Origin of the sequence: Pseudomonas leptonychotis (genome assembly GCF_004920405.1) — a bacterium.
In the GTDB taxonomy this organism is placed as follows: domain Bacteria; phylum Pseudomonadota; class Gammaproteobacteria; order Pseudomonadales; family Pseudomonadaceae; genus Aquipseudomonas; species Aquipseudomonas leptonychotis.
The window spans coordinates 1,501,046-1,521,297 of record NZ_RFLV01000001.1 but is presented as its reverse complement, the minus strand read 5'-3'; the positions used below and the strand labels follow the sequence as shown (position 1 = coordinate 1,521,297).

15 protein-coding genes are annotated in these 20,252 nt (G+C 59.4%); all 15 read right to left on the bottom strand.

Features of this window, described 5'->3' with window-relative positions; all coding sequences use genetic code 11:
* Positions 1-7 precede the first annotated feature (7 nt).
* The 15 genes from D8779_RS06840 to D8779_RS06765 all read right to left on the bottom strand — a co-directional run bounded on the left by D8779_RS06840 (position 8) and on the right by D8779_RS06765 (position 20,251).
* Positions 8-2,056: a type VI secretion system Vgr family protein gene (locus D8779_RS06840; protein ID WP_136663677.1), complete on the bottom strand. Its 2,049-nt coding sequence runs from the start codon at positions 2,054-2,056 to the stop codon at positions 8-10.
* 58 nt (positions 2,057-2,114) lie between these two features.
* A complete protein-coding gene (locus tag D8779_RS06835; RefSeq protein WP_205895785.1) occupies positions 2,115-3,113 on the bottom strand; it encodes a serine/threonine-protein kinase in 999 nt (332 codons plus the stop codon).
* A gap of 13 nt (positions 3,114-3,126) precedes the next feature.
* Positions 3,127-3,855, bottom strand: a complete 729-nt coding sequence (locus D8779_RS06830) for a PP2C family protein-serine/threonine phosphatase (protein WP_090240823.1) — start codon at positions 3,853-3,855, stop codon at positions 3,127-3,129.
* On the bottom strand, positions 3,855-7,394 hold the full coding sequence (tssM, locus tag D8779_RS06825) for a type VI secretion system membrane subunit TssM (protein WP_136663676.1): 3,540 nt from the start codon (positions 7,392-7,394) through the stop codon (positions 3,855-3,857). Before tssM ends, D8779_RS06830 begins: the two co-directional genes overlap by 1 nt.
* Positions 7,391-8,272: a type IVB secretion system protein IcmH/DotU gene (gene icmH, locus D8779_RS06820; protein ID WP_136663675.1), complete on the bottom strand. Its 882-nt coding sequence runs from the start codon at positions 8,270-8,272 to the stop codon at positions 7,391-7,393. The genes tssM and icmH overlap by 4 nt, the downstream gene beginning before the upstream one ends.
* Position 8,273: 1 nt before the next feature.
* The gene (gene tssK, locus D8779_RS06815) at positions 8,274-9,605 is read right to left on the bottom strand and encodes a type VI secretion system baseplate subunit TssK (RefSeq protein WP_090240817.1); all 1,332 of its coding nucleotides are present in this window, start codon (positions 9,603-9,605) and stop codon (positions 8,274-8,276) included.
* A gap of 3 nt (positions 9,606-9,608) precedes the next feature.
* The gene (gene tssJ / locus D8779_RS06810) at positions 9,609-10,091 is read right to left on the bottom strand and encodes a type VI secretion system lipoprotein TssJ (protein WP_090240815.1); all 483 of its coding nucleotides are present in this window, start codon (positions 10,089-10,091) and stop codon (positions 9,609-9,611) included.
* 5 nt (positions 10,092-10,096) lie between these two features.
* Entirely contained in the window at positions 10,097-11,293 is a 1,197-nt protein-coding gene (gene tagH / locus D8779_RS06805; protein WP_136663674.1) for a type VI secretion system-associated FHA domain protein TagH, read from the bottom strand.
* A gap of 19 nt (positions 11,294-11,312) precedes the next feature.
* Positions 11,313-11,444, bottom strand: a complete 132-nt coding sequence (locus tag D8779_RS20770) for a type VI secretion protein (protein WP_136663673.1) — start codon at positions 11,442-11,444, stop codon at positions 11,313-11,315.
* Between the two features lie 221 nt (positions 11,445-11,665).
* A complete protein-coding gene (locus tag D8779_RS06795) occupies positions 11,666-13,810 on the bottom strand; it encodes a lipase family protein (RefSeq protein ID WP_136663672.1) in 2,145 nt (714 codons plus the stop codon).
* 6 nt (positions 13,811-13,816) lie between these two features.
* On the bottom strand, positions 13,817-14,665 hold the full coding sequence (locus D8779_RS06790) for a hypothetical protein (protein WP_136663671.1): 849 nt from the start codon (positions 14,663-14,665) through the stop codon (positions 13,817-13,819).
* Positions 14,666-14,671: 6 nt separating this feature from the next.
* Positions 14,672-15,427, bottom strand: coding sequence for a hypothetical protein (locus tag D8779_RS06785; RefSeq protein WP_136663670.1), 756 nt, complete (start codon positions 15,425-15,427; stop codon positions 14,672-14,674).
* Positions 15,428-15,744: 317 nt separating this feature from the next.
* The gene (locus D8779_RS06775; protein WP_136663669.1) at positions 15,745-16,647 is read right to left on the bottom strand and encodes a DUF4123 domain-containing protein; all 903 of its coding nucleotides are present in this window, start codon (positions 16,645-16,647) and stop codon (positions 15,745-15,747) included.
* Positions 16,644-18,722: a type VI secretion system Vgr family protein gene (locus D8779_RS06770; RefSeq protein WP_136663668.1), complete on the bottom strand. Its 2,079-nt coding sequence runs from the start codon at positions 18,720-18,722 to the stop codon at positions 16,644-16,646. Before D8779_RS06770 ends, D8779_RS06775 begins: the two co-directional genes overlap by 4 nt.
* A 17-nt stretch (positions 18,723-18,739) precedes the next feature.
* Positions 18,740-20,251, bottom strand: a complete 1,512-nt coding sequence (locus D8779_RS06765) for a sigma-54 interaction domain-containing protein (protein ID WP_136664446.1) — start codon at positions 20,249-20,251, stop codon at positions 18,740-18,742.
* Between the last annotated feature and the right edge of the window lies 1 nt (position 20,252).

The window sequence follows — 20,252 nt, the reverse complement described above, 5'->3', positions numbered from 1 at the left end:
CCTGACGTTAAAGAGAGAACGGATAGTCCTTGGTAATAACGGGCTTGGGTTTAGTTGATGTATTAAGCAACGCCTCATCCAACAAATTCCCCGCCTTATCACTATCCGCCGCACCTGGCAGCACCGGTGGTTTGATCTTGATGCCCGAGCCTTTACCCGGTGCACCACCCGCATTGATTTTGGCCATTGGGCCGCTGAGGGTGATGCCGCCGGGGTCGAGTTTGATAAAGCTGCCGCCGGCTTTGATCGTTAACTCGACGCCGGCTTCGATGACCATCTTTTGCCCGGCCTTGAGGTGGATTTCGCGGCCGGCTTTGGTCAGTTGCGCGGTGCCGAGTTTGATGTGTTGGTTTTGCCCGACGGTCAGGTGGTCGTCGGGTTTGACTTCGACTTTGCGTTCGGTTTTCACCGTGAGGTTTTCTTCGGCTTTGAGCTCGGTGTAGCTGTTGGCTTCGACGGTGTCGTGGCGCTCGTTGCCGACGCGGATCTTCTGGTCGTGCTCGATGTTTTCATCCCAGTCGCGCTGGGCGTGTAGGTAGATCTGTTCGGCACCTTTTTTGTCTTCGATGCGCAGCTCGTTGTAGCCGCCACCGCCCGGCGTGCTGAGGGTTTTGAACACGGTGCGGGTTTTGTTCGCGGGCAGGTCGTAGGGCACCACGTGTTCGGCGTGGTACAGGCAACCGGTAACCAGCGGCTGATCGGGGTCGCCTTCGAGAAAGGTCACCAGCACTTCCATGCCAATACGCGGAATGGCGATACCGCCGTACGCATCGCCGGCCCAACTGGAGGCCACACGCAGCCAGCAGCTGGTGGTGTCATCGGCCTGGCCTTCACGGTCCCAGAAGAACTGCACTTTGATGCGGCCGTATTCGTCGCAATGGATTTCCTCACCGGCGGGCCCGGTGACTACGGCGGTCTGGCTGCCCAATACGCGGGGTTTTGGATGGGCCAGAGGCGGGCGGAAAGGCACGTCCCAGGGTGTGGCGCTGAAGTGGTTGCGGTAGCCCTGCTGGAAGCCATCGCTGGCTTCGGTATGGCTGGTGACCGACTCTTCCAACACCTGTGGCTGTTTGCCCTGGTGAGTAATCTCGTGCAGCAGCCAGAGGTCGTTGTAGTCGCCACGCGGGTGGTCAGAGAGTTCGAGATAGTGCCCGCTGACGAGTTTGGGCTGATCGCCCCGGCCTTCGGCCAGGCGGTAGTCGGCGCGGTGGCGTTCTAGATTGCGCTGGCTGAGATGCTTGCCGCGCGTACGGTCGACGAACCGGCCGGGGTAGTCGTAGTCCTCCAGGTCCGGCAGTGGCTTGGCCTCGGGGTCGCGCTCTTGCTTAAACGCCGCCTCCATCAGCAAGCGCGGCTGCTCGAAGTCGTAATCGCGGCGGGTGGTGCGGCTGGTGCGGGTTTCCAGGCGTACGGCGAAGCGTTTGATCACCGGCTCATCGGCGGTCATGCCGTTGTCTTGCAGGTAGGCGGTGGGCTGGCCGAGTTTGCCGAAGGCGCTTTGGTCGTCACCGAAGACCAGCACATGGCCCTGCGCGCTGTGCTGGAAGTGGTAGTGAATACCTTCCTCCTCGCATAGGCGCTGGACGAAGTGCAGGTCGCTCTCGTCGTACTGCACGCAATAATCGCGCTCCGGGTAGACAGTCGGGCCGAGCTGGAACTGATAGGCGTTGGCCTGGATGCCGTGCTCCTGCAGCACTTGCGCGACGATCTGCGGCACCGTGAGGTGCTGGAAGATGCGCTGGTTGGTGCGCAGCGCCAGGTAGCTCAGCTGCGGCACGATGCTGAGCGTATAGCGGGTCAGGCGTTTGCCGGCCTCGCCTTGGGCGACCTGATAGATCAGGCCGTGAATACCCAGCCCGTCTGGGCTAAAGGCGAGAAAGGCCGGCTGATGCAGCAGGCTTTGCAGATCAAGCTCAGGCTGCTCGCTGATCAGCTCAACCTCGAAGCGATAGGGCTGGCTGATGGCTTCGCGGCCGTTGAACTCAAGCACTTGCAGGTCGTGCTCAAGGCCCTCGATGGTGAGACTGAAGTGAGTTTCATTGGCCGGGTTGAACATCGTCGCTTCCTTGTAAAAAGATCATCCATTGGTGTCACACAACGCCTGTACGGCATGACTATCCGCTGCGTTTCAACCAGCGTGGCCAGCGGCTGGGTAGCGGCTGGCGAAAGACTTCAAGCAACTGTGCGCTGGTGATGCTGCGCTGTGCTTCATCGAAGGCCAGTGCGGTATGCAGCGCCGGCCAACAATGCGCCGGTAACTGCTCGGGACGTTGCAGTTGCTTATCCAACTCCATGGCCTTGGCCTGTTTGGCGCTCTGGCGACGGAACGGATGGCGCCCGCTGGCCAGCTCATACAGCACACACGCCAGGGCATAGACATCGGCGGCGGCGGTGAGCGGTGCGCCATCGAGCAATTCCAGCGCGGCGTAGCGTGGCGTCCAGGCGGTAAAGCGGTTACGACACAAGCGTGGCAGGCCGGGCAGCAGACCTTCCACAGGCTGACCGAGACCATAATCGAACAGGCGCAGGCCGTCTTCGGCAAGCATCACATTGCTGGGTTTCAAGTCGCCATGCAGCACGCCGAGGCTGTGTGAATAGCTGAGGGCATCGAGCAGGGCGATGGCGATTTCCTGCAGCTCACTCCAGGGCAGGCCGTCGGGCCGCTCACTCAGCAGTTGATCGAGCGTCAGACCCTTGAGCAGCTCCAGAGTGAGGAAGGCGCGCTGGCTCGGCACATCCACCTCAAAACCAAACAGACGCACCACATGCGGATGATTGAGCCGTGCGGTAAGGGCGAACTCGCTGTACAGCAGCGAGTTGGCGTCCGGGTATTCAGCAAAGTCATCGCTGAGGGTTTTCACCGCTACGTAAGGATCGGGGTCGCCGAACTGCTCACGTAGCAGGTCGCGGGCGCGATACACCGCGCCCATGCCGCCGACGCCGAGCAGGCGCTCGATTTTGTAACGGCCACCGAGTACTTCCGGCAACTCGCTGAGTACTTCGCGCGGTGCTTGCGCGGCCGGTTTGGCGGCAGTCGCGGCCAAGGCGAAATAGGTCAGGTCGCTGGCTGGGGTGCTGGCCAGCGAGGCTGCATCGAGTAGACGCTCACTCATCCTTGAGTTCTCCTCATCGGCGGATCACCACCGCGCTCAGGTTGTCTCGCGCCGGGCCGTCGAGCACTTGCTGGAACAAGCGATTCAGCGTCAGCTGGGGTGACGGCAGATTGAGTGCCGCACCCAGCGCATCGGCAGACATGCCTTGGTAGAGACCGTCACTGCACAGTAGAAACGCATCGCCGGGCAGCACGTCGAGTTCGAGAATTTCTAACTTAAGTTCGTCGCTGGCGCCAATCGCGCGAGTCAGGGCGTGCGCCGCTGGATGCCGAGCGGCCTCGCTTGGGCTCAGTTGCTGTTCATCGATCAGCTGCTGCAGCAACGAGTGGTCACGGCTGAGCTGATACAAGCGACTGCCGCGCCACAAGTAGCAGCGGCTGTCGCCGGCCCACACGCAGGCGGCGCGGTCGCCCTCGATCAACAGTGCCACCACCGTGCTGCCGATCACCGGGTCCGGGTGGGCGGCGGTGACCGTCAGTTCTTGGCCGAGGCGGCGGTTGAGCGTGTGCAGGCGTTTGCGCAGCTCATCCAGACGCTGCGGCAAATCACCCACACTGGGCTCGGCCAACTGCTCGACAATCAAGCGGCTGGCCAGGGCACCGTTTTGGTGCCCACCCATGCCGTCGGCAACCACCCACAGGCCCTGCTCCGGCAGGGCGAGAAAGGCATCCTCGTTGCGCGCCCGCACCTTGCCGGTGTCGGTACGCGCCGCGCTACGCCAGAGGTTGGCAACTGCTTGCATCAGAGCGTGGCCGGCAGTTTGAAGCTGCGCAGCTGGTCCAGGTCAAACGGATTGGGCGAGCGCTGACTGTGCAGCAAGTAGTTGGCGCGCAGGCCACCGAGGTCGGCCTTAAGCATCAGCACGTCACGGCCGCTGTGGTAATCCACGCTCATCAGGTCAAGCAGGCGGAACAGCGACCACGGGCCAGTGTTCTTCTCGATACCGACCTTACGCCCGCCGAGCTCTTCGACCACCAAGCTGGTGCGCCCTTCATTGGCTTCTGCCGGCCAGCTGAACGCGGTTTGCACGATGGGACCGTGGCGGTATTCCATCTGCTGGTCGCCAAAGCGGAAGTCGGCGCGGCCCAGGCTTGAATCCAGCGAGTAAGGCTCCAGCTTGAACAGCACTTTCGGCTCGTTGGGGTTCTCGGCGAAGAAGCTGCGGCGAATGGTTTGCGCATGGCTCATCTGTAGCAGGAACTCACGCGACAACGGCAGACCACGGCCATCCACGCGGCGCAGTTGGTACTGTCCCGCAGTGCCGCTGACGAAGGATTTCAGGTAGTTGTCGAAGAAGCGCTCGGCAATCCCCTGAGCCTTAAAGAACTCGCGGAAATCGGCAATCGCCACGTCACTTTCGCTGTGCGCGCTGAACGGATAGCGCTGCTTCAACGAGCCTTTATAAGCAGCGTACAGCTCGCTCTTATAGCGCTGGTTGAGGTAGTGGTAGGCGTCGTTGAGCACCAGCATCCAGCTGTCTTCGGCGAGCAGGCCGAGCCAGTTGCCGATTGGCTGGGGCAGGCGTGCGGCACTGCTGCGCACCTGGTTGATGGCATCCCGTTGGCCGCCCATGCGTGCCTTGGCCAATTCGAATGCAGCCTGTTCCGGGGCGCTGGCGTGCGCCAGGCTAGCCAGTTGCAGTTGCAGCGCATCCAAAGCTTGCAGGGTGGTGGCCAGTTCCGGCCCGGCACCGCCGTTTTCGTCGAGCAAACGGTGCAGCGGTTCGAAGCGGCGTTCCAAAGTTTTGCGCGCGGTGTCTGGCAGGTTTTTCACCAGGGCCGCTTGGGCTTGTTCGGCGGCCGAGCTGGCCAGTTTGGCAACCTTGCCCAGCTTACCTTTGGCGCCTTTCAAGGCATCCGCGGCGGCACCGGCATCATCCGCTGCTTCGGCCATGCCTTTGAAGCGCGTGTTGTCGCGCACTTCTACCAGCAGTTGCAGCAACGGCGAGTTGGCGGCGGTTAGGCCAGACAGTTGCAGAGCGCCCTGACCGGCGCTACCAATCGGGTCCAGCGACAGCTGGGCGAGGGCTTCGCCCCAGTAATTGGCGTAGTCGCGGAAGTACAGCTGCTCCATCTCCACCAGCAGGCGACTGAGGTCGTTGCTGCTTAAGGTGTCGCCTTCGCCCAGAACCCAGTTATCGCGCAGCAGCTCGCGCACCAGATCAGCACCCTTGGCGGTGAAGGTTTTCTGGTAACCGACCTGGGTGTAGAAGCCCGGAATGGCATAGTCGCTGCCGGCGAACAGCCCTGCTTGTGGGCCGAGTTTCTGGCTCAGGCGATATTCCGGCAGGCTGCGGGCCTGGTCGCGGAGCATGCGATAAACCACGTTGGCCAGCGATTCGCTGCGCAGGATCTTGCGCGCTTCGGCGACCAGCGGCGCATTGAGCGAGTAAGGCGTAAAGGACTCCGACAGCAGGCGGTCAAAATGCTCGTTGAGGCCACGCTGACCGACGCTGTTGCCGGCGTAACGCAACGACCAATCGGCTGCCAACCACTCTTGCAGGAAGGCTTTGTCGCGGCGCTCTTCGAGGTTGAGCATGAGGTAGGCGCGCAGGCTGTTGAGCAGGCGCTCACGGTCACCCAGGTTGGCGCGGACTTGGGCTTCCAGCTGGCGGCCTACACGGCTTAGCAGCAGGTTTTCCAGCTCGCCGCGATAGGCGTTCTGCAGCGTTGGGTCGACTTTCTCACCTTGGTAAAGACCGCCGCGTTGCAGGTAGGACACCTCATCCACTGGCGGGAATACCTGGGTGGCTGCATAGCTATGATCCAGCGCCTTGAGGGTGCGCAGGGCATCATCCTGAGCGCTGAGGCTGCCGTGCTGTTGGGTCAATTGTTGAGCGAGGTCACGCAGTTGTTCCAGGCGGCCGTGGTTACCGGAGAAGCCACCGGCCCAGACCACGCCGAATACACCGAGCACCACCAGTGCGGTGGCGTACATGGCGCGTTGGCCCCAATCGATACGGCGCACTTCTTTTTGATCCAGCCCGGCAAGGTCTGACTCGGGGAAGATCACGCGGTTGAGCAGGTGATTGATAAAGCGCGCACGGCCCGTGCGGAAGGTCGGCAGCGCGCTGCTGGCCAAGCCTAGGTTGCGGCCAATGCTGCTGGTGCTCGGGTCGAGCTGGTCATTCAGTTCCGGCGCGCTGGTCAGGTAAAAACCACGCAACTGGCTGGCGCGCTGATAGCGGTTGCCGCTGAAGGCCAGTTCGCTGAACAGGCACAGACGTTCGCCCAGCAGACCGAGTTGGTGCGGGAAATCGAGAATACGACCACGGCGCTGGGTGTCGCGCTCCTGGTGCATACGCAGGATGACTTGGCTGTTAAGGCGACGCAGCAGCTCTTCGAATTCCTGGCGAATCACCTGCACATCAGTGGCGTTTTGCTCCTTACGGAAGCTGGCGCCGAGCACTTGATCGCTCTCTTCGCGCGACAGCTGATCGAAGAACTCATCGAAGCCCAGCACCTTGTCGGCTTTGCTCAGCACCAGGTACACCGGCACGTCGGCGCCGAGGCGCTGATGAATATCCTGCAAACGCTGACGGGTTTGCCGCGCGAGGTTTTCCAGTTCGACTTCGCTGCCGCCTTGCAGATACTCGACGGGGATATTTACCAGCACACCATTGAGCGGGCGTGCGCGGCGTTTGCGTAGCAAGCCGAGCAGGGTCTCCCAGGCGCGCCCGTCGATGGCCGCGTCAGGCTGGGTCAGGTAACGCCCGGCGGTGTCGATCAACACGGCGTGGTCGGCAAAATACCAGTCGGCGTAGCGCGTGCCGGATACGTCCTTGGTCAGGCGTTGCTGGTCGCCACGGTTGAGCGGGAAGTCCAGGCCGGAGAAGTCCAGCAGGCTGGTTTTACCGCTGCCTTGTGGGCCGAGCAGCATGTACCAGGGCAATTCACTGCGCCATTTTTCGCTGCGGCCGCGGTACAGGCTGGAGCGTTTTAGCGTGTGCAGCGCTTGTTTGAAGCGGTGGCGCAGTTCGACCTGTTCTTCATTGATCAGGCCTTCACGGCGCAGGCGCTCTTGGGCGTCGGCGTCATCTTCTTCGGCCTTTTTGTGGGCGGTGGCCTTCCAGCTGGCGAATACCATGGCCAGGCCCCAGATCAGGAACAACAGGCTGATGCTCAGTAAGCGACTGGTGGCCGATTCCCAGAACTTGTAATCACTGACGGCCAACAGCGGGCCGACGAACCACACCAGCAGGGCCAGCACCAATACCAGGCACAGGCTCCAGACCCAGGTCTTGCGGAAAAAATTGGCTAATTTGCTGAAGAAACTCTTCATTTCGTCTCATCCATGAATGCACCCGCGGACGGGTCAAGTTGCTCGTACGGCTGCAAAATCGTTTCGCGTTGCTCGCCCAGTACCCAGGCGAAACCGCCATACATCACCACCAGGCAAACCACTGTGAACAATGCCACCAGCCACCACGGCACGATGCGCACCAGGCGCCGGCGGGTGTCTTTCAGGCCTTGCCAGTGCGGCGAGACTTCGCGCGGCACGTCACCGCGCATCTGCCGAATCTGCCGATAGAGGCTGTCGCGTACTGCTTCCAGTTCGAGCATGCCGCGTGGCAGTACGCGGTACTTGCCCTCGAAGCCGAGCGATAGGCACAGGTACATCAGCTCGAGCATCGGCAGGTGTTTGACCGGGTTGCGCGACAGGCGCTCGAGCAGTTGGAAGAACTTCTCACCACCGAAGGTTTCATTGTGAAAGCTCGACAGCAGGCTCATCTGCGACCACTCGCTCTCGTTGCCCCAGGCGGTGGTCACCACGGCCTCATCGACCACGGTGCAGAGCACGTAGCGGGCAGCCATCACTTGGCTGCTTTCTGCGCCTTCGTGCAGGGCGCGGTGCTCGAACAACTTGATAGCGCTGGCCAGACGCTGGTTAAGCGCGTGCATGTCCTCACTGTCGAAGCTGTGCTTGAGCCGCACCACTTCCGAAAGCAAAGTAGCCGCGGCCGCAACCAGTGGATTGAGGCTGATATTGAAGCTCTCGGCCGGGCGCAAACGCGCGGCGTAGATCATCCGCTCTTCCAGCTGTTCGAACTTCGGCGGTGCGGCAAAATCGGTCAGCGGGCTGTGCGCTGGGGCATCACCTTTACGGTTGAGGATGACGGTTTTGTCGTCCTGACCGTATTCCATTTCCTTGGTAGTCATATCAGTTCCTGATCGCCCAGAATTTCATCTCAAGCCCGGAGAACTCGCCGGACACGTGGAAAGCGAAGCCGCCGGAGCGTTCCAGCTGCGCCAGGTCTTCGGAGCCCAGTTCCAGGGCGAAATAGGTTTTGCCCGAGTGGAAGGGGATCTGCCGTGGCGCCACGGGCATCGGTTTGACCTTGATGCCTGGCAGGTGCAGGTTGACCAGCTGGCGAATCTGCTCCACTGGGCCGACCTTGAGGTGCGCCGGCAGGCGGTTGCGCAGCTCTTCCGAGTCGCATTGGGCACTGGCCGCGAGAACGAAGGTGGAGGTGGCGAGCAACTTGTGGTCGTGTAGCGGCGATACCTGAATGCCGTACTGACGCTGTTGCAGGAGCATTTCGATGGCGTGCTGTTCCAGCACCATCGACAGCACTTGGCGAATCGCATCCATCAGTTTGCGGAAGCTGGTGCCCTGGTCGCTGTGCAGGTAACGGCCTTCCAGGCGCGGGCGCTTGATTTCGCTGGAGAAGGTCGCCAACTCGCCAAGCAGGCCAAGCAACTCGCGGTAGATCTGCTCCGGGTGCACCTGCTCGATACCCAGGTAATGGCGCAGCACAGGCTCAAAGCGGTTGATCAGCTGCAGCATCATGAAGTCGCCGACTTCGGCGCCGCCGACCTTGCCGGTGGCGCGAATCCGCTCGGCGAGGATGTCACCGCGATGGGCGAGCATGCTGATCACTTCTTTCAGGCAGCTGAGCAGGTAGCCGGAAGCCTGGAAGTTGACGTAAGTGGGGATGAACTCTGGGTCAATGCTGATCACCCCGTCCGGGGTGGTGTCGAGCACATCGCACAGTTGCAGTTTGACGTAGGCCTGGTCGCTCTGGTGTTCACCCAGCAGCAAGCGGAAATCCGGGCGGCCGCAGCTGACCTGGCTCGATGCGCTGTCGCCGGCGTTGGAATCGGCCACTTCTTCATCGAATGCGGTAAAGCGTGCCAGTACGTCCTGCTGTTCCGGGCGACGGCTTTCGATATGGTTGCCGGTGACCAATGGCAGGGCCAGGTACACCGGGGTGTTGCCGGTATTCGGCGGCACGTCGAGGGCCAGCGGCTCACGCTCGGCGCCGATATCGAACAGGGTGCCGTCGGGCAGGATGCCGCTGGCCTTGCTCACCACCAGCTTGCCCATGTTGAGGAACTGGCGGTCGATCTCCAGCTCGAAAAAGCCCCAGGCGTAGCTGTCGAGCTTCTGCGTGCGGGTTTTCAGCTGGTAATCGTAGTAACGGTCGTTCTGCTGGAAGTGCTGCGGGCGCAGCAGCATGCCTTCCTGCCAGACCACTTTATGCATGGCCATGGCTTAGTCCTCATCCTTGTCGGCTTTATCCGGGGCTTGAATACCTTTGGCATCCAAGGTGATGACGCTGTAGTTGTGCTCCTGCTCGTTGAGCGAAATCACTGTGCGCCAGTTGCTTTCCGGCAGGTCGCGGTAGGCGGCCAATACACCGACATAGCGGCTGCCCGGCTGTACCGAGAGCTTCAGCTTGCGCTGCTCGCCGGGGCGCAGTTCCAGCTCCTCGAGCACCACCATGTCCGGAGACAAAGCTTCTTTTGGGCGTTGATACAGTGAGAAGAAATCGGCCGTTTCAAAGGACACCGGGTGCTTCAGCTCGACCAGGCGCAGCACAATCGGCGAAGGGCGGCCATTGAGGTCCGGGTTCAGCTCATCGCTGCCGTTGAGGGTCAGGTCGAGCTTGGTCATGTCCGAATAGGGCGACAGTGCCGCGCAACCGGTCAGGCTGAGTAGGGCGGCCAACAGGGCCAGGGGAAGCAAGCGGTGCATGGTGATCATCCTTGAACATCGGTGTTGAGGGTGGCGATCAGGCGGACCTGTTCTTCATAGGTGTGGGCGAAGTCACGGGCGAACAGGCGGTCACTCCAGTCGTCGTTCTGTTCCAGCGCACTGTGCAGGCGACGGTAGGCGCGCCAGCGACTGCCAGCGGTGGCGATCAGCGGCTTACGGCCTTCGCGCTCGAAACGCAGGCTCAGTTGCTCCGGTGACAGCTGCTCGAACATGCCCTTGACGGCCGCGCGACTGGCGGCCAGCAGTGCCACTTGATGCGCCTGCAAATCACGGAAACTGCGACTGATGGTTTGCTCGGCACTGAGTTGCCCAGCCTTGCCGCCGCGCAACAAGGTGGTTAATGCCTCGCTGCTGTCGGTGCTGTGTTTCAGTGGGTTATTGCCGGCACTTTGCACCGTGGTCAGGGCCAGGCGCAGCTCGTTTTTCAGCTCGCTGCGGGTGCGTAGGCTCTGTTGCAAGCTGCCGACGCTCTGCTTGAGCAGCTTGGCTGCATTCAAGGCCAAGGCTTCGCGGGCGTCATCGTCGAGGTCATCCAGCTTAACGCCGAGTGCTTCGCCAAATTTTTCCCAGAAGGTGGGCGGCAGGCGCACCGGTGCTGGCGCGGGCTTGGGCTGGGTGATTACCGGCGGTGCAATCAGCTCCGGGACCAGCAGGTTTTCTTCATCGATCTGCGCGTAGTCGCGTTGCTGGGCATGCACGTTGTGCGGCTGCAACACGGCCGTCAGGTCATCGACCTGAGCGTACACACGCTCCTGCTGATCGAGCGCAGTCATAGGGTCAAGATCGAGAAAGGCGTCATCCGGAATGATGCTGCCGGCAGGTTGCGAGCGGCCGATATCGCCGGCGAACAGCGCTGGGTCCTGAATCAGCCGCGCGCGCAGCTCAAAGTCACCGAAGCAATACACGCTGCCGTGCTCGATACGCTGGGCCTCGCCCTTGCGCAGGCTGGCGCCACTGTCTTTCAGCTGAATACCGTTGCTGCTGGTATCGGTCAGGAAGAAGGAGCCATTGCGATAGCTCACCTCGGCATGCCGACTGGACAACACGCGCTTGCGATCCGGAATCACCCAGTCGCATTCCTCCGCCCGACCAATAATGCCGCCGGCCTGTTTGAAGGTTTTGGTGGTCAATAGACCTGGCACGAACTGCTGTGCACTGACCACATCGAAGACCAGTTCCATGGTGTTTTACTCCTTGCGGTCAGTTGCCGCGGGTTTGAGCTTGCGGGTCGCCCAGCGGGCGGTATTCGTCGTCGCTGAATTTGTAATTACCGCTGCAGGCGGAGAGGCATAGGGCTGCGAGAAGAGCGAGAGCGTAATAGCGTTTAGGCACGCGGATTTCCTCCTTGAAAGCGTGAATGGCAACGGTAGTCACCGTTGTAGTGGCAAAGTGCTGCTTGTGGGCGGGCATTGAAATGCAAGACAGAGCTTTGTCAGGTGACCTGGTTCATAAAAATGGCGGATGAGTTCTCGAAACTGGGAGCTGTGAGCGTTGAGGTTGTGCTGGCATTCACCGATGCCCCTGGTGTGTATGCAGTGGTGAAGTCACTAGAGTCATGCATATTGGTGCCTGCTAGGACCTGGTATCCGTGCTAGTTGGGGTGTCTTTCGGTTTTCGTTATGCGCTAGCCAGTGAGCAACCAGCTTTTCGAACTCGAGGTGATTCTTCGCTTGGCCGTACACTGCGCTGGACGTAATCGGTTGCTTCGCCAACAGCGCCAGCCGCTGAAGCGTCATATCCAGCTTGTCGATTTCGACTGTGACGTCTTCTTCTATCGCTGCTTTGGCTTCTTGATAATTCCGGCGCAGATCCCAGGTTGGGATGGAGCGATTACGTGGGTCATTTTTGTATTGCGACCAAGTGACGTTTTTCCAGCGGCGCAACTTTTTGCCATAGGTCTCGATTTCGTCAGATAGCCACTTCTGTTCGAGATTGGTGAGGGTGCTGCCGCCGCGTTTGAGGCTTTCCTGCCAGCGCAGCAATGTGGCGTGGCACGCCGGGATATAGCCGCCGAGCATCGTGTGATCCAGGACGGACAGACCATTGCGTTCGGGCATATCACCTTTTAGGGCTAGGTAGTTGTAGCGGGCGCAAGTGGCTTGCTCAATGCCGGCGCAGCCTGGCTTCCAAAGTACAGACGTCGGTGGTCCACCGGCCTGCGGCAGCGGCATAAAGTGCCATTGCTGGCCATGGTGCTGATAGTCGTCACCGCTGAAGTTATACATTCCAGCGAGAAACAGCAGCGCACCTACGCCAGTTGAGCCGCCGATCAAGGCGGCGGCACCCGGCCATAGCATGGCCCCTTTGGTGTCCATCCAGGGAGCAGGTACGGTGGGGATAAGGTCGTTGTGGTTGACGATACGGTGGTGAGTCAGTGCGCCGGCACCTTTTACAAATGCCTCGTCGCCGGCGCGTGGGGAGCCATAGGTGTAGAGCAGCACGTCTTCGGACCAATTGTTTCTTATCCATTCGGCCATTAACAACGCTATGGCCCCTCCCAGGCTATGGCCGCAGACCACGATCTTCTGCGTTCTATGGAAGGCGTCCAGATAGGGCACCACAAAATCGCGCACAGCCTTAAAGGACTCCTGAAAACCATGATGGGCTTGGCCCTCACCCGCCTCATTAGGCACTTGAGTGGCATTGACGTCGCGTACCCAGTCGGCGAGTTCCTGAGTGCCGCGGGCAACGATCAACACCATTCGGTCATCATGGGTGATAAAGGCCTGGGCCTCGCCGAGCGTGCCGCGCAAGGTATTTGCAGGCTGATGCAGAAAGTGCACGGCTTGCGGTGTACTGCGCTCCTCACTTAAGCCGGCATAGTGCTCATTATCATGGGGCACAATTTCCAGCCGTTTGGAGTAGGGCACTTCCTCGGTCAGCAGGTGGTAGGGTGTTGCGCCGCCAAAGGTATCGGGCTCCGCGCAGTGCGCCAGCGTGGTGTCCAGTACATGGCCAAGGGTGCCGGGAACCGAATAGGGCGGTTTTGCTTCGCCCTTCGGATCCTCGTCAAGAGGCAGGTTGAAGGGGCCATAGGATTGCGTTGCCATCAGAGCAAACTGATAAGCATCCAGTGCATTGAACTCTTTGCTTAGGGAAAGTAATGGCCGATAAGCGCGTAAGGCTTTGACCTCCAGCACATGGTGCTGGTTGGGTGCTAGAGCAGTACCCAGTTGTTCTTTCGCCAGCCCCGCGCTCTGTTTAAGTGTGACGGACGGCCGTGGATGCCATGCGCTATTGCTGCGCGGTAGATGCGAGGTGACTTCGGCAAAGTCACTGACCTCAACCCGAAGAAAGCGGGCCTTTTCTCGCATAGCGCGCTCTTCCGCCAGATAGGTTTTTCCATCTGCACGGCGAGGGCCGGTGGGAGACTGCTCGGCGGCTACTTGCAGAGCAGTGAGTGGGAGTTTGTAGGCTTTTCTGATGGTGAGAACCTTGTACCAAGGGTCTAAATCACCAGCGTCTAGAGCTGAAATGTCGAGAACTACAGGGCCGCAATAAAAGCCCCCCACTCGCGCAAAACCATCGCTGTCCAAGCTTCCCTCAAACTTTTGTCCTTGGCTGTCGTGCAATACATAAGGCAACCCTGCATAGGGTAGCCCGTTGCCATGCTCATCAACCAAGCGGAAGCTGATCCAATGCCCACGCAATGGACACTCCAGTGCTTCAACTTTGTTGGTTTTAGCCGAGTCACTCATCCCTGATCACTCCGTGCAATTTGGGTAAACGGTGCATTCGCGACCTTTAATTTTGAAGGTCTTGAAAACTGGAGGCTTCTGGCAATTAGGCCAGCCCGGTTTGGGTAGGCAAGGTTTCCAGCCCTCAGGGAATTTGACCCATGTGTCGTCGTGAGACGGTTCTTCTTCAGGATTTACCCGGAATTCCATTCTGATGATTTTTCCTGGTAGTTCGTTGCGAACCACTGCTACCCCCATGCCGCGCCGTTTTGAAAATTCTTCCGCGACTTGCCACTGTTCGTCGGCTGCGTGGCAGAAAAGAAGCTTTGCAATCCCTCCTTTGCGGGCCAGCGCGCTGCTGATTTGAAATAGCCAAGTACAGAGCCCGCGAACTTCCAAGGTGCCGTTTGCCGGAAAGCGCGGTGCTTGCTCTGGGCGCTTGTCGTAGATCTTCAGACCGCCACCGGAAGGGAACTTGTCGAATACCGGATCAGGGCCGTAATGCCCCACCACCTTGAAATCAACCGAAGCTAACTGCAACGTGCAACCCACCAGCTTGTAGCTCAGCGGTATTTGTTGCTTGATTTGCTGGGGTTGAGGATTGCGCTCGGTTTCGAAGATGGCGAAATGCCGATTGAGTTCAGTAACTTCTTTGCCAAGCCCATAGCTATAAAAAGTGCGCGTGCAGCCTTCGCGTTGAGTGGGGTTGTAGGTGGCGGTGATTTTTGAAGAAAAATCAGCAGGTAATTCACCAGCCAAAGTAAAATTTTCAGAACCTGGCACAGCTACATTAATTGAACTGCATGCACTGCCACCAACTAGCATGCTTGTAAGTAGCAAGGTTTTAATAAAGCGCCTTTGCACTAATTGATTCATCGCTGCTTACTCCGTGCAATTTGGGTAGACGGTACATGCGCGCCCGTTCATTTCGAAGGTTTTGAACTGTGGTGGCTCTGTACAGAGCTCTTCGAGTTCTGTTCCCCAGCGACCAGTGCAGGGTTTCCAGCCAATAGTGGTTTTTAACCAAAATCCGTTCATATATGGTCTTTCATCAGCACTTTCCCGAAAGCTCAGGCTGACAACCTTGTTTGAGAGTTCGGTATGTACTAGGTGTGCGCCAGCATTTTTGCAGGTCAGAATTTTGTCTATTTGCCCGAAGCGAGACTTGGCTGTACTCAACTTGAACAACCATGAGCATTCCGCTTGCTTGGTGAGCGTGCCGTTGGACTGAAAAGTGGGCGCTCCCTCTGGGAGTTTGTCGACGATCACCAAATCGCCGTTGTCGTAGGTTTGCTGCCAGTCCTTGTCGCCGTAACGGCCATGGATAAACAACCCGACTCTGGCCAAGCGCATTTCACACAGCCCTTCGCGATAGCTGACCGGGATGGTGAAGCGGTACTGCTGCGGATCACTCTGGAAGCCACTTTCGAATGATTTAGCTTGGCTGCGACCGTCACAGCCATTAGCCACGCCATAGTGGGCCTGGGCCTTGAGTGAGAAGTTGGCGGGCAACTCGCCTTCCAGAGTAAAGCTCTCACCAGCTAGCGAGCTGAGTGAACTGCAAGCGCTTAGCGAGAGGCCAAGCAAACCAGGCCATAAAAGTGCGCGAAGGTGTGGTGACTTAATGGAAAATCTCATTGCTACTCACTCCGTGCAATCGGGCAGGCGTTAGTTTTAATTAAAGGCGTCAAAAGGAAGTAATAAGGTATCGATCGAGATGTCGATTGGCAGTGACGCTAATGTGATTACTGGGCATACCACCGTTATCCAGCAGAATACAGTTGCGCCATTGGCTTCTTTGTTATTGTTATTTAGGCCTAGCAACATCAGATTGCCTTGTGTTCCTTTGTAATAATTACTCTCTATGGCAGAGCTTTCGGATCTTCCGATAAAAGTTCCGCAGGCCGTTAGGCAAAGTAAAATGGCTACTAAGAACCCTGTACGTATTACAGTGTTCACGCTAATTTCCCTTCTGGGTTTTGATATTTATTTGCGTTTGGCTGCACAGGGTTTTCGTTGCGTAATGCCTCATACTTCACCAATTCACGGCAGGTGCGTGCGAAGTGTAAGTCTGGTGTTTCATCCTCTAATACTGTCCATGCGCAATGATCGATAAGTGCAGGTTGAAGTTGATACTGAAGAAGAAACTGAATACGCTCTAACGACTGCCATTGCCATATTTTGGCTTGGCCAAGTTGTGCGTCCAACCAGTTGCTCAAGGGTTGCGTTTCGGCCAACTGGGCGGTTGCTGCAGAGTGGTTTTGCCACAACCACTGCTCCAGGTTATGCCGCAGAACTGCTTGGGTGACGGCCTCTGGCTCGGCAAATTCCTGCCAGGGCTTGTCGAATGGCGCGGGGTATAGACCAGGGCGCGGGTTATGGATGCTCTGCCAGGCTTGGCCATCCCAACAAAGAGCACTGTTTAGCTGACCCAATAGCAGGGGACGTTGCGCGTCGCTGAGTTGAGCAAGATGGCGTGCGATTACGCGGTTGTCCTGAAAGCGGTAGAGCGCACGTTGCTCTTGCTCATCAACCAGCAGGCGTTCTTGCCAGTGTTGGGCCAGGGTGGCTAGATCAATGTGATCTGCACTGGCCAGCCAACCCCAGTCACTTTCGGGTGTATTGAGTAGCGTCTGAATAAGCTCTGCATTGGGGTTGTGCAAACGCACCAGCCAGGGGCCGACCTCGGCCATGTCCTCAAACTCGGTACCTAGGTAAAGGTTGACGTAATCCGGCATAAGGTCTGCGCCGAACAGGGCTTTGATCGGGTCAGGCTCTGCGAGGCTGTCGATAATCAGTACCAGCTCGCGTTGCTGGGCAAGCTGTTCAGTGAGCCAGTCTTGGGCTACTTCGATCATGCGCGGAGTCCTGTGTCACAGACGCCATCCCGGCAGGCTTCACAAATCGGGCAGCGACTTGCACCAATCTGACGTGCTTTGCGGGCCATTTGCAGCTGTACGTTGGAGAGGGCGAGTTGAGGCTTTTCTCCTGCCTTATCCGCATCCGCCGCCCCCGGAATAGTCGGCAGCACAATGCCAATTCCCGTGCCTTTGCCCGGCGCGCCGCCGGAGTTCATTTTGATGGTTGCGCCGCTGAGGGTGACGCCACCCGGATCGAGCTTGAGGAAGCTGCCGCCGCCGCTGGCGGTGAGTTCCATGCCTGCCTCGATCACCACTTTGCTACCGGCGTAGTAGTGGATTTCGTTACCGGCTTCAACGAATTGTCCGGTACCGATTTTTACATGTTGTTTTTGCCCGACGGTGAGGTGGTCGTTGCTGCGGGTTTCCACTTTGCGGTCGGCGTGGGTGGTGCGGTGTTCTTCGGCCTGGAATTCGCTGTAGCTGTTGGCTTCGACTGTGTCGTGGCGTTGGTTGCCGATGCGGATCTTCTGGTCGTGCTCGATGTTTTCATCCCAGTCGCGCTGGGCGTGCAGGTAGATCTGCTCTGCACCCTTTTTGTCTTCGATGCGCAGCTCGTTATAGCCGCCACCGCCGGGGCTGCTCAGGGTTTTGAACAGGCTGCGGGTTTTGTTCGCGGGCAGGTCGTAGGGCACCACGTGTTCGGCGTGGTAGAGGCAGCCGGTGACCAGCGGCTGATCGGGGTCGCCTTCGAGGAAGGTCACCAGTACTTCCATACCAATGCGCGGAATGGCGATTGCACCGTAGCGGTCGCCGGCCCAGCTGGAGCTGACGCGCAGCCAGCAACTGGTGGTGTCGTCAGCTTGCCCTTCGCGGTCCCAGTGGAATTGCACTTTGACGCGGCCGTACTGATCGCAGTGAATCTCTTCACCTGCCGGGCCGGTGACCACGGCGGTCTGGCTGCCCAGTACTTTGGGCTTCGGATGCTCCAATGCAGGACGATGCAGCACGTCCCACGGCGTGGCGCTGAAGCGGTTGCGGTAACCCTGCTGGAAGCCGTCGCTGACTTGGGTGTGGCTGGTAACGGACTCTTCCAGTACCTGCGGCTGTTTACCTTCGTGAGTGATTTCCGTTAGCAGCCACAGCTGGTTCCAGTCGTCACGCGGGTGCTCGCTGAGGTTAAGGAAGTGGCCGCTGAGCAGCAGCGGTTGGTCGCTTTCACCCTGGGCTAATTCGTAATCGCTGCGATGACGTTCGAGGTTACGTTTGGCCAGGTGCTTGCCACGCTCACGCTCAACAAAACGGCCGGGGTAATCGTAGTCTTCCAGGTCCGGGCTGAATTCGCTGGTGAAGGCGGCTTCCATCAACAGCTTGGGTTTTTCGAAATCGTAGTCGCGACGGGTTACCCGGCTGGTGCGGGTTTCCAGGCGTAAGGCGAAGCGTTTGACCACCGGCTCATCGGCGACTAGGCCACTGTCCTGCTGATAAGCAGTGGTAGGCAGTTTGGGGAACACAGTTTGGTCGTCACCGAAGACCAGCACATGGCCTTGCTCGCTGTGCTGGAAGTGGTAGTGAATGCCTTCTTCCTCGCACAGTCGCTGGATAAAGTGCAGGTCGGATTCGTCGTACTGCACGCAGTATTCACGCTCGGGGTAGACGGTTTGGCCGAATTCGAACTGATAGGCGTTGCTCTGGATGCCGTGCTCGTCGAGCACCTGACTGATGATTTTTTCGACCGTAAGGTGCTGAAAGATGCGTTGGTTGGTGCGATGCGCCAGGTACGCCAGTTGCGGGCGCAGGGTGACGTGGTAGCGGGTCAGACGCTGCCCGGAGTCGCCTTGCGCCACACGGTAGATCAGGCCATGAATACCGTTGCCGCCAGGAGCAAAGGCGAGGAATGCAGGTTGGTGCAGCAGGCTTTCCAGATCAAGATCAGGACGTTCGCTGATTAGCTCCAGCTCGAATACAAACGGCTGGCTAATGGCCTCACGACCTGTGAACTCAAGCACCTGCAGATCGTGCGCGAGGCCCTCGATGCTCAGGCTGAAATGGGTCTGGTTGGCGGCGTTGAACATGCTCTTCTCCTTAAGCCTTACACATCAGCTGGGCTGATACTCAGCCGCTGCATGCGGTACAGCAGGGTGCGGCGCGGCAGGCCCAGTTCGCAGGCGGCGCTGGTTTGGTTGCCACGGTTTTTGCGCAGGCAGTCGAGCAGCAGGCTGCGTTCGACGCGTTCCATGCGCTCGCGCAGGTTCATGCCACTGTCGTCCGGGCTGCTGTCCTGACGCAGGTTGAAATACTCGGGCAGTAGCTCGCCGCCTTCGCAGAGCAGCACCGCGCGTTCGACCATGCCTTTGAGCTCGCGCACGTTGCCGGGGAAGGCGTAGCTGGCCAGTTGGTCCAGGGTGCGGTCAGCCCAGCGGCACGGGTTGCGTTGCAGAAAGGCGCTGGCCTTGTCGGCAAAGTGCCGGGCCAAGGTGAGGATGTCCTGCTCACGTTCGCGCAAGGCCGGCAGCTCGATAGGGAACTGCGCTAAGCGGTAGAACAGGTCTTCGCGAAAGCGACCTTCTTCGACCAGGCTGCGCAGGTTGTGGTGAGTGGCTGAGACGATGCGCACATCGACCTTGTGGGTGGCAGTCGAACCCAGCGGGCGCACTTCGCCTTCCTGCAATACGCGCAGCAGCTTGGCTTGCAGACTCAGCGGCATGTCGCCGATTTCATCGAGGAACAGCGTGCCGCCATCGGCTGCATCAAACAGACCCTGATGGTCGCGATCGGCGCCGCTGAAGGCGCCTTTGCGGTAGCCGAATAGCTCACTTTCCAGCAGGTTCTCTGGCAGCGAGGCGCAGTTCTGCACGACAAAGGCTTTGCTGCGGCGGAAGCCGCAATCGTGAATGGCGCGGGCGACTAATTCTTTGCCGGTACCGGTTTCGCCCGCCAGCAATACGCTCACCGGGTTGTGCAGTACTTTGCTGATCAGTTGGTAAACGCTGCGCATCGCAGGGCTGTCGCCGATCAGCCCGTAACCGCTGGCGCAAGGCGTGCTGACTGGCGTTGGGGTGTACGGCGCATCCGTTGTGCGCAGGCGTTGTAGCAGGTGCAATTGGGCAATAGCAAAGCTGCCCAGATGGCCCAGCGAGCTGGCGAAGCCTTGCAGGTCACGGGCACGCTGGCTGGCGATCAGCAGCAGGCCGTTGACCTGTTTCTGTTCGTCGAGCAATGGCTGGCACAGCAAGCTGCGCCACGCTTGTGGGGCCTCGGGAAGGAAGCCGGTCTGGTGCAGGCTGCTGTCCAGCTCATTAAGGCTGAGCGTCTGGTTTTGGCACAGGCAGTATTGCAGCAGCTGCTCGCCGTCATAGTCGCTGGGCAGGCTGGACTCGGCGCGCGGTTGCAGCACGCCGTCCTGCCATTCGGCGGACAGGGTCAGGCGGGTGTGGGTGGCGTCGAGCAGGTACAACTGACTCAGCTCGCAACCAGACAACTGCGCGGCGCTTTCCACCAGGCCGCCGAGCAATGCATCGCCCGTGGCCGCACGGGCCAGCAGGGCGAAATGCTGCAGCAGCGTTTCGGCGTAATGCAGCGGCTGCGGCACTTGGCTGAACATC

What these genes read in the sequence shown, in the direction of transcription:
- icmH (WP_136663675.1), bottom strand. Translation starts at nt 8,272, where the DNA reads ATGACTACCAAGGAAATGGAATACGGTCAGGACGACAAAACCGTCATC.
- tssM (WP_136663676.1), bottom strand. Translation starts at nt 7,394, where the DNA reads ATGAAGAGTTTCTTCAGCAAATTAGCCAATTTTTTCCGCAAGACCTGG.
- tagH (WP_136663674.1), bottom strand. Translation starts at nt 11,293, where the DNA reads ATGGAACTGGTCTTCGATGTGGTCAGTGCACAGCAGTTCGTGCCAGGT.
- D8779_RS06840 (WP_136663677.1), bottom strand. Translation starts at nt 2,056, where the DNA reads ATGTTCAACCCGGCCAATGAAACTCACTTCAGTCTCACCATCGAGGGC.
- D8779_RS06795 (WP_136663672.1), bottom strand. Translation starts at nt 13,810, where the DNA reads ATGAGTGACTCGGCTAAAACCAACAAAGTTGAAGCACTGGAGTGTCCA.
- D8779_RS06765 (WP_136664446.1), bottom strand. Translation starts at nt 20,251, where the DNA reads ATGTTCAGCCAAGTGCCGCAGCCGCTGCATTACGCCGAAACGCTGCTG.
- D8779_RS06775 (WP_136663669.1), bottom strand. Translation starts at nt 16,647, where the DNA reads ATGATCGAAGTAGCCCAAGACTGGCTCACTGAACAGCTTGCCCAGCAA.
- tssK (WP_090240817.1), bottom strand. Translation starts at nt 9,605, where the DNA reads ATGGCCATGCATAAAGTGGTCTGGCAGGAAGGCATGCTGCTGCGCCCG.
- D8779_RS06835 (WP_205895785.1), bottom strand. Translation starts at nt 3,113, where the DNA reads ATGAGTGAGCGTCTACTCGATGCAGCCTCGCTGGCCAGCACCCCAGCC.
- D8779_RS06790 (WP_136663671.1), bottom strand. Translation starts at nt 14,665, where the DNA reads ATGAATCAATTAGTGCAAAGGCGCTTTATTAAAACCTTGCTACTTACA.
- tssJ (WP_090240815.1), bottom strand. Translation starts at nt 10,091, where the DNA reads ATGCACCGCTTGCTTCCCCTGGCCCTGTTGGCCGCCCTACTCAGCCTG.
- D8779_RS06830 (WP_090240823.1), bottom strand. Translation starts at nt 3,855, where the DNA reads ATGCAAGCAGTTGCCAACCTCTGGCGTAGCGCGGCGCGTACCGACACC.
- D8779_RS06770 (WP_136663668.1), bottom strand. Translation starts at nt 18,722, where the DNA reads ATGTTCAACGCCGCCAACCAGACCCATTTCAGCCTGAGCATCGAGGGC.
- D8779_RS06785 (WP_136663670.1), bottom strand. Translation starts at nt 15,427, where the DNA reads ATGAGATTTTCCATTAAGTCACCACACCTTCGCGCACTTTTATGGCCT.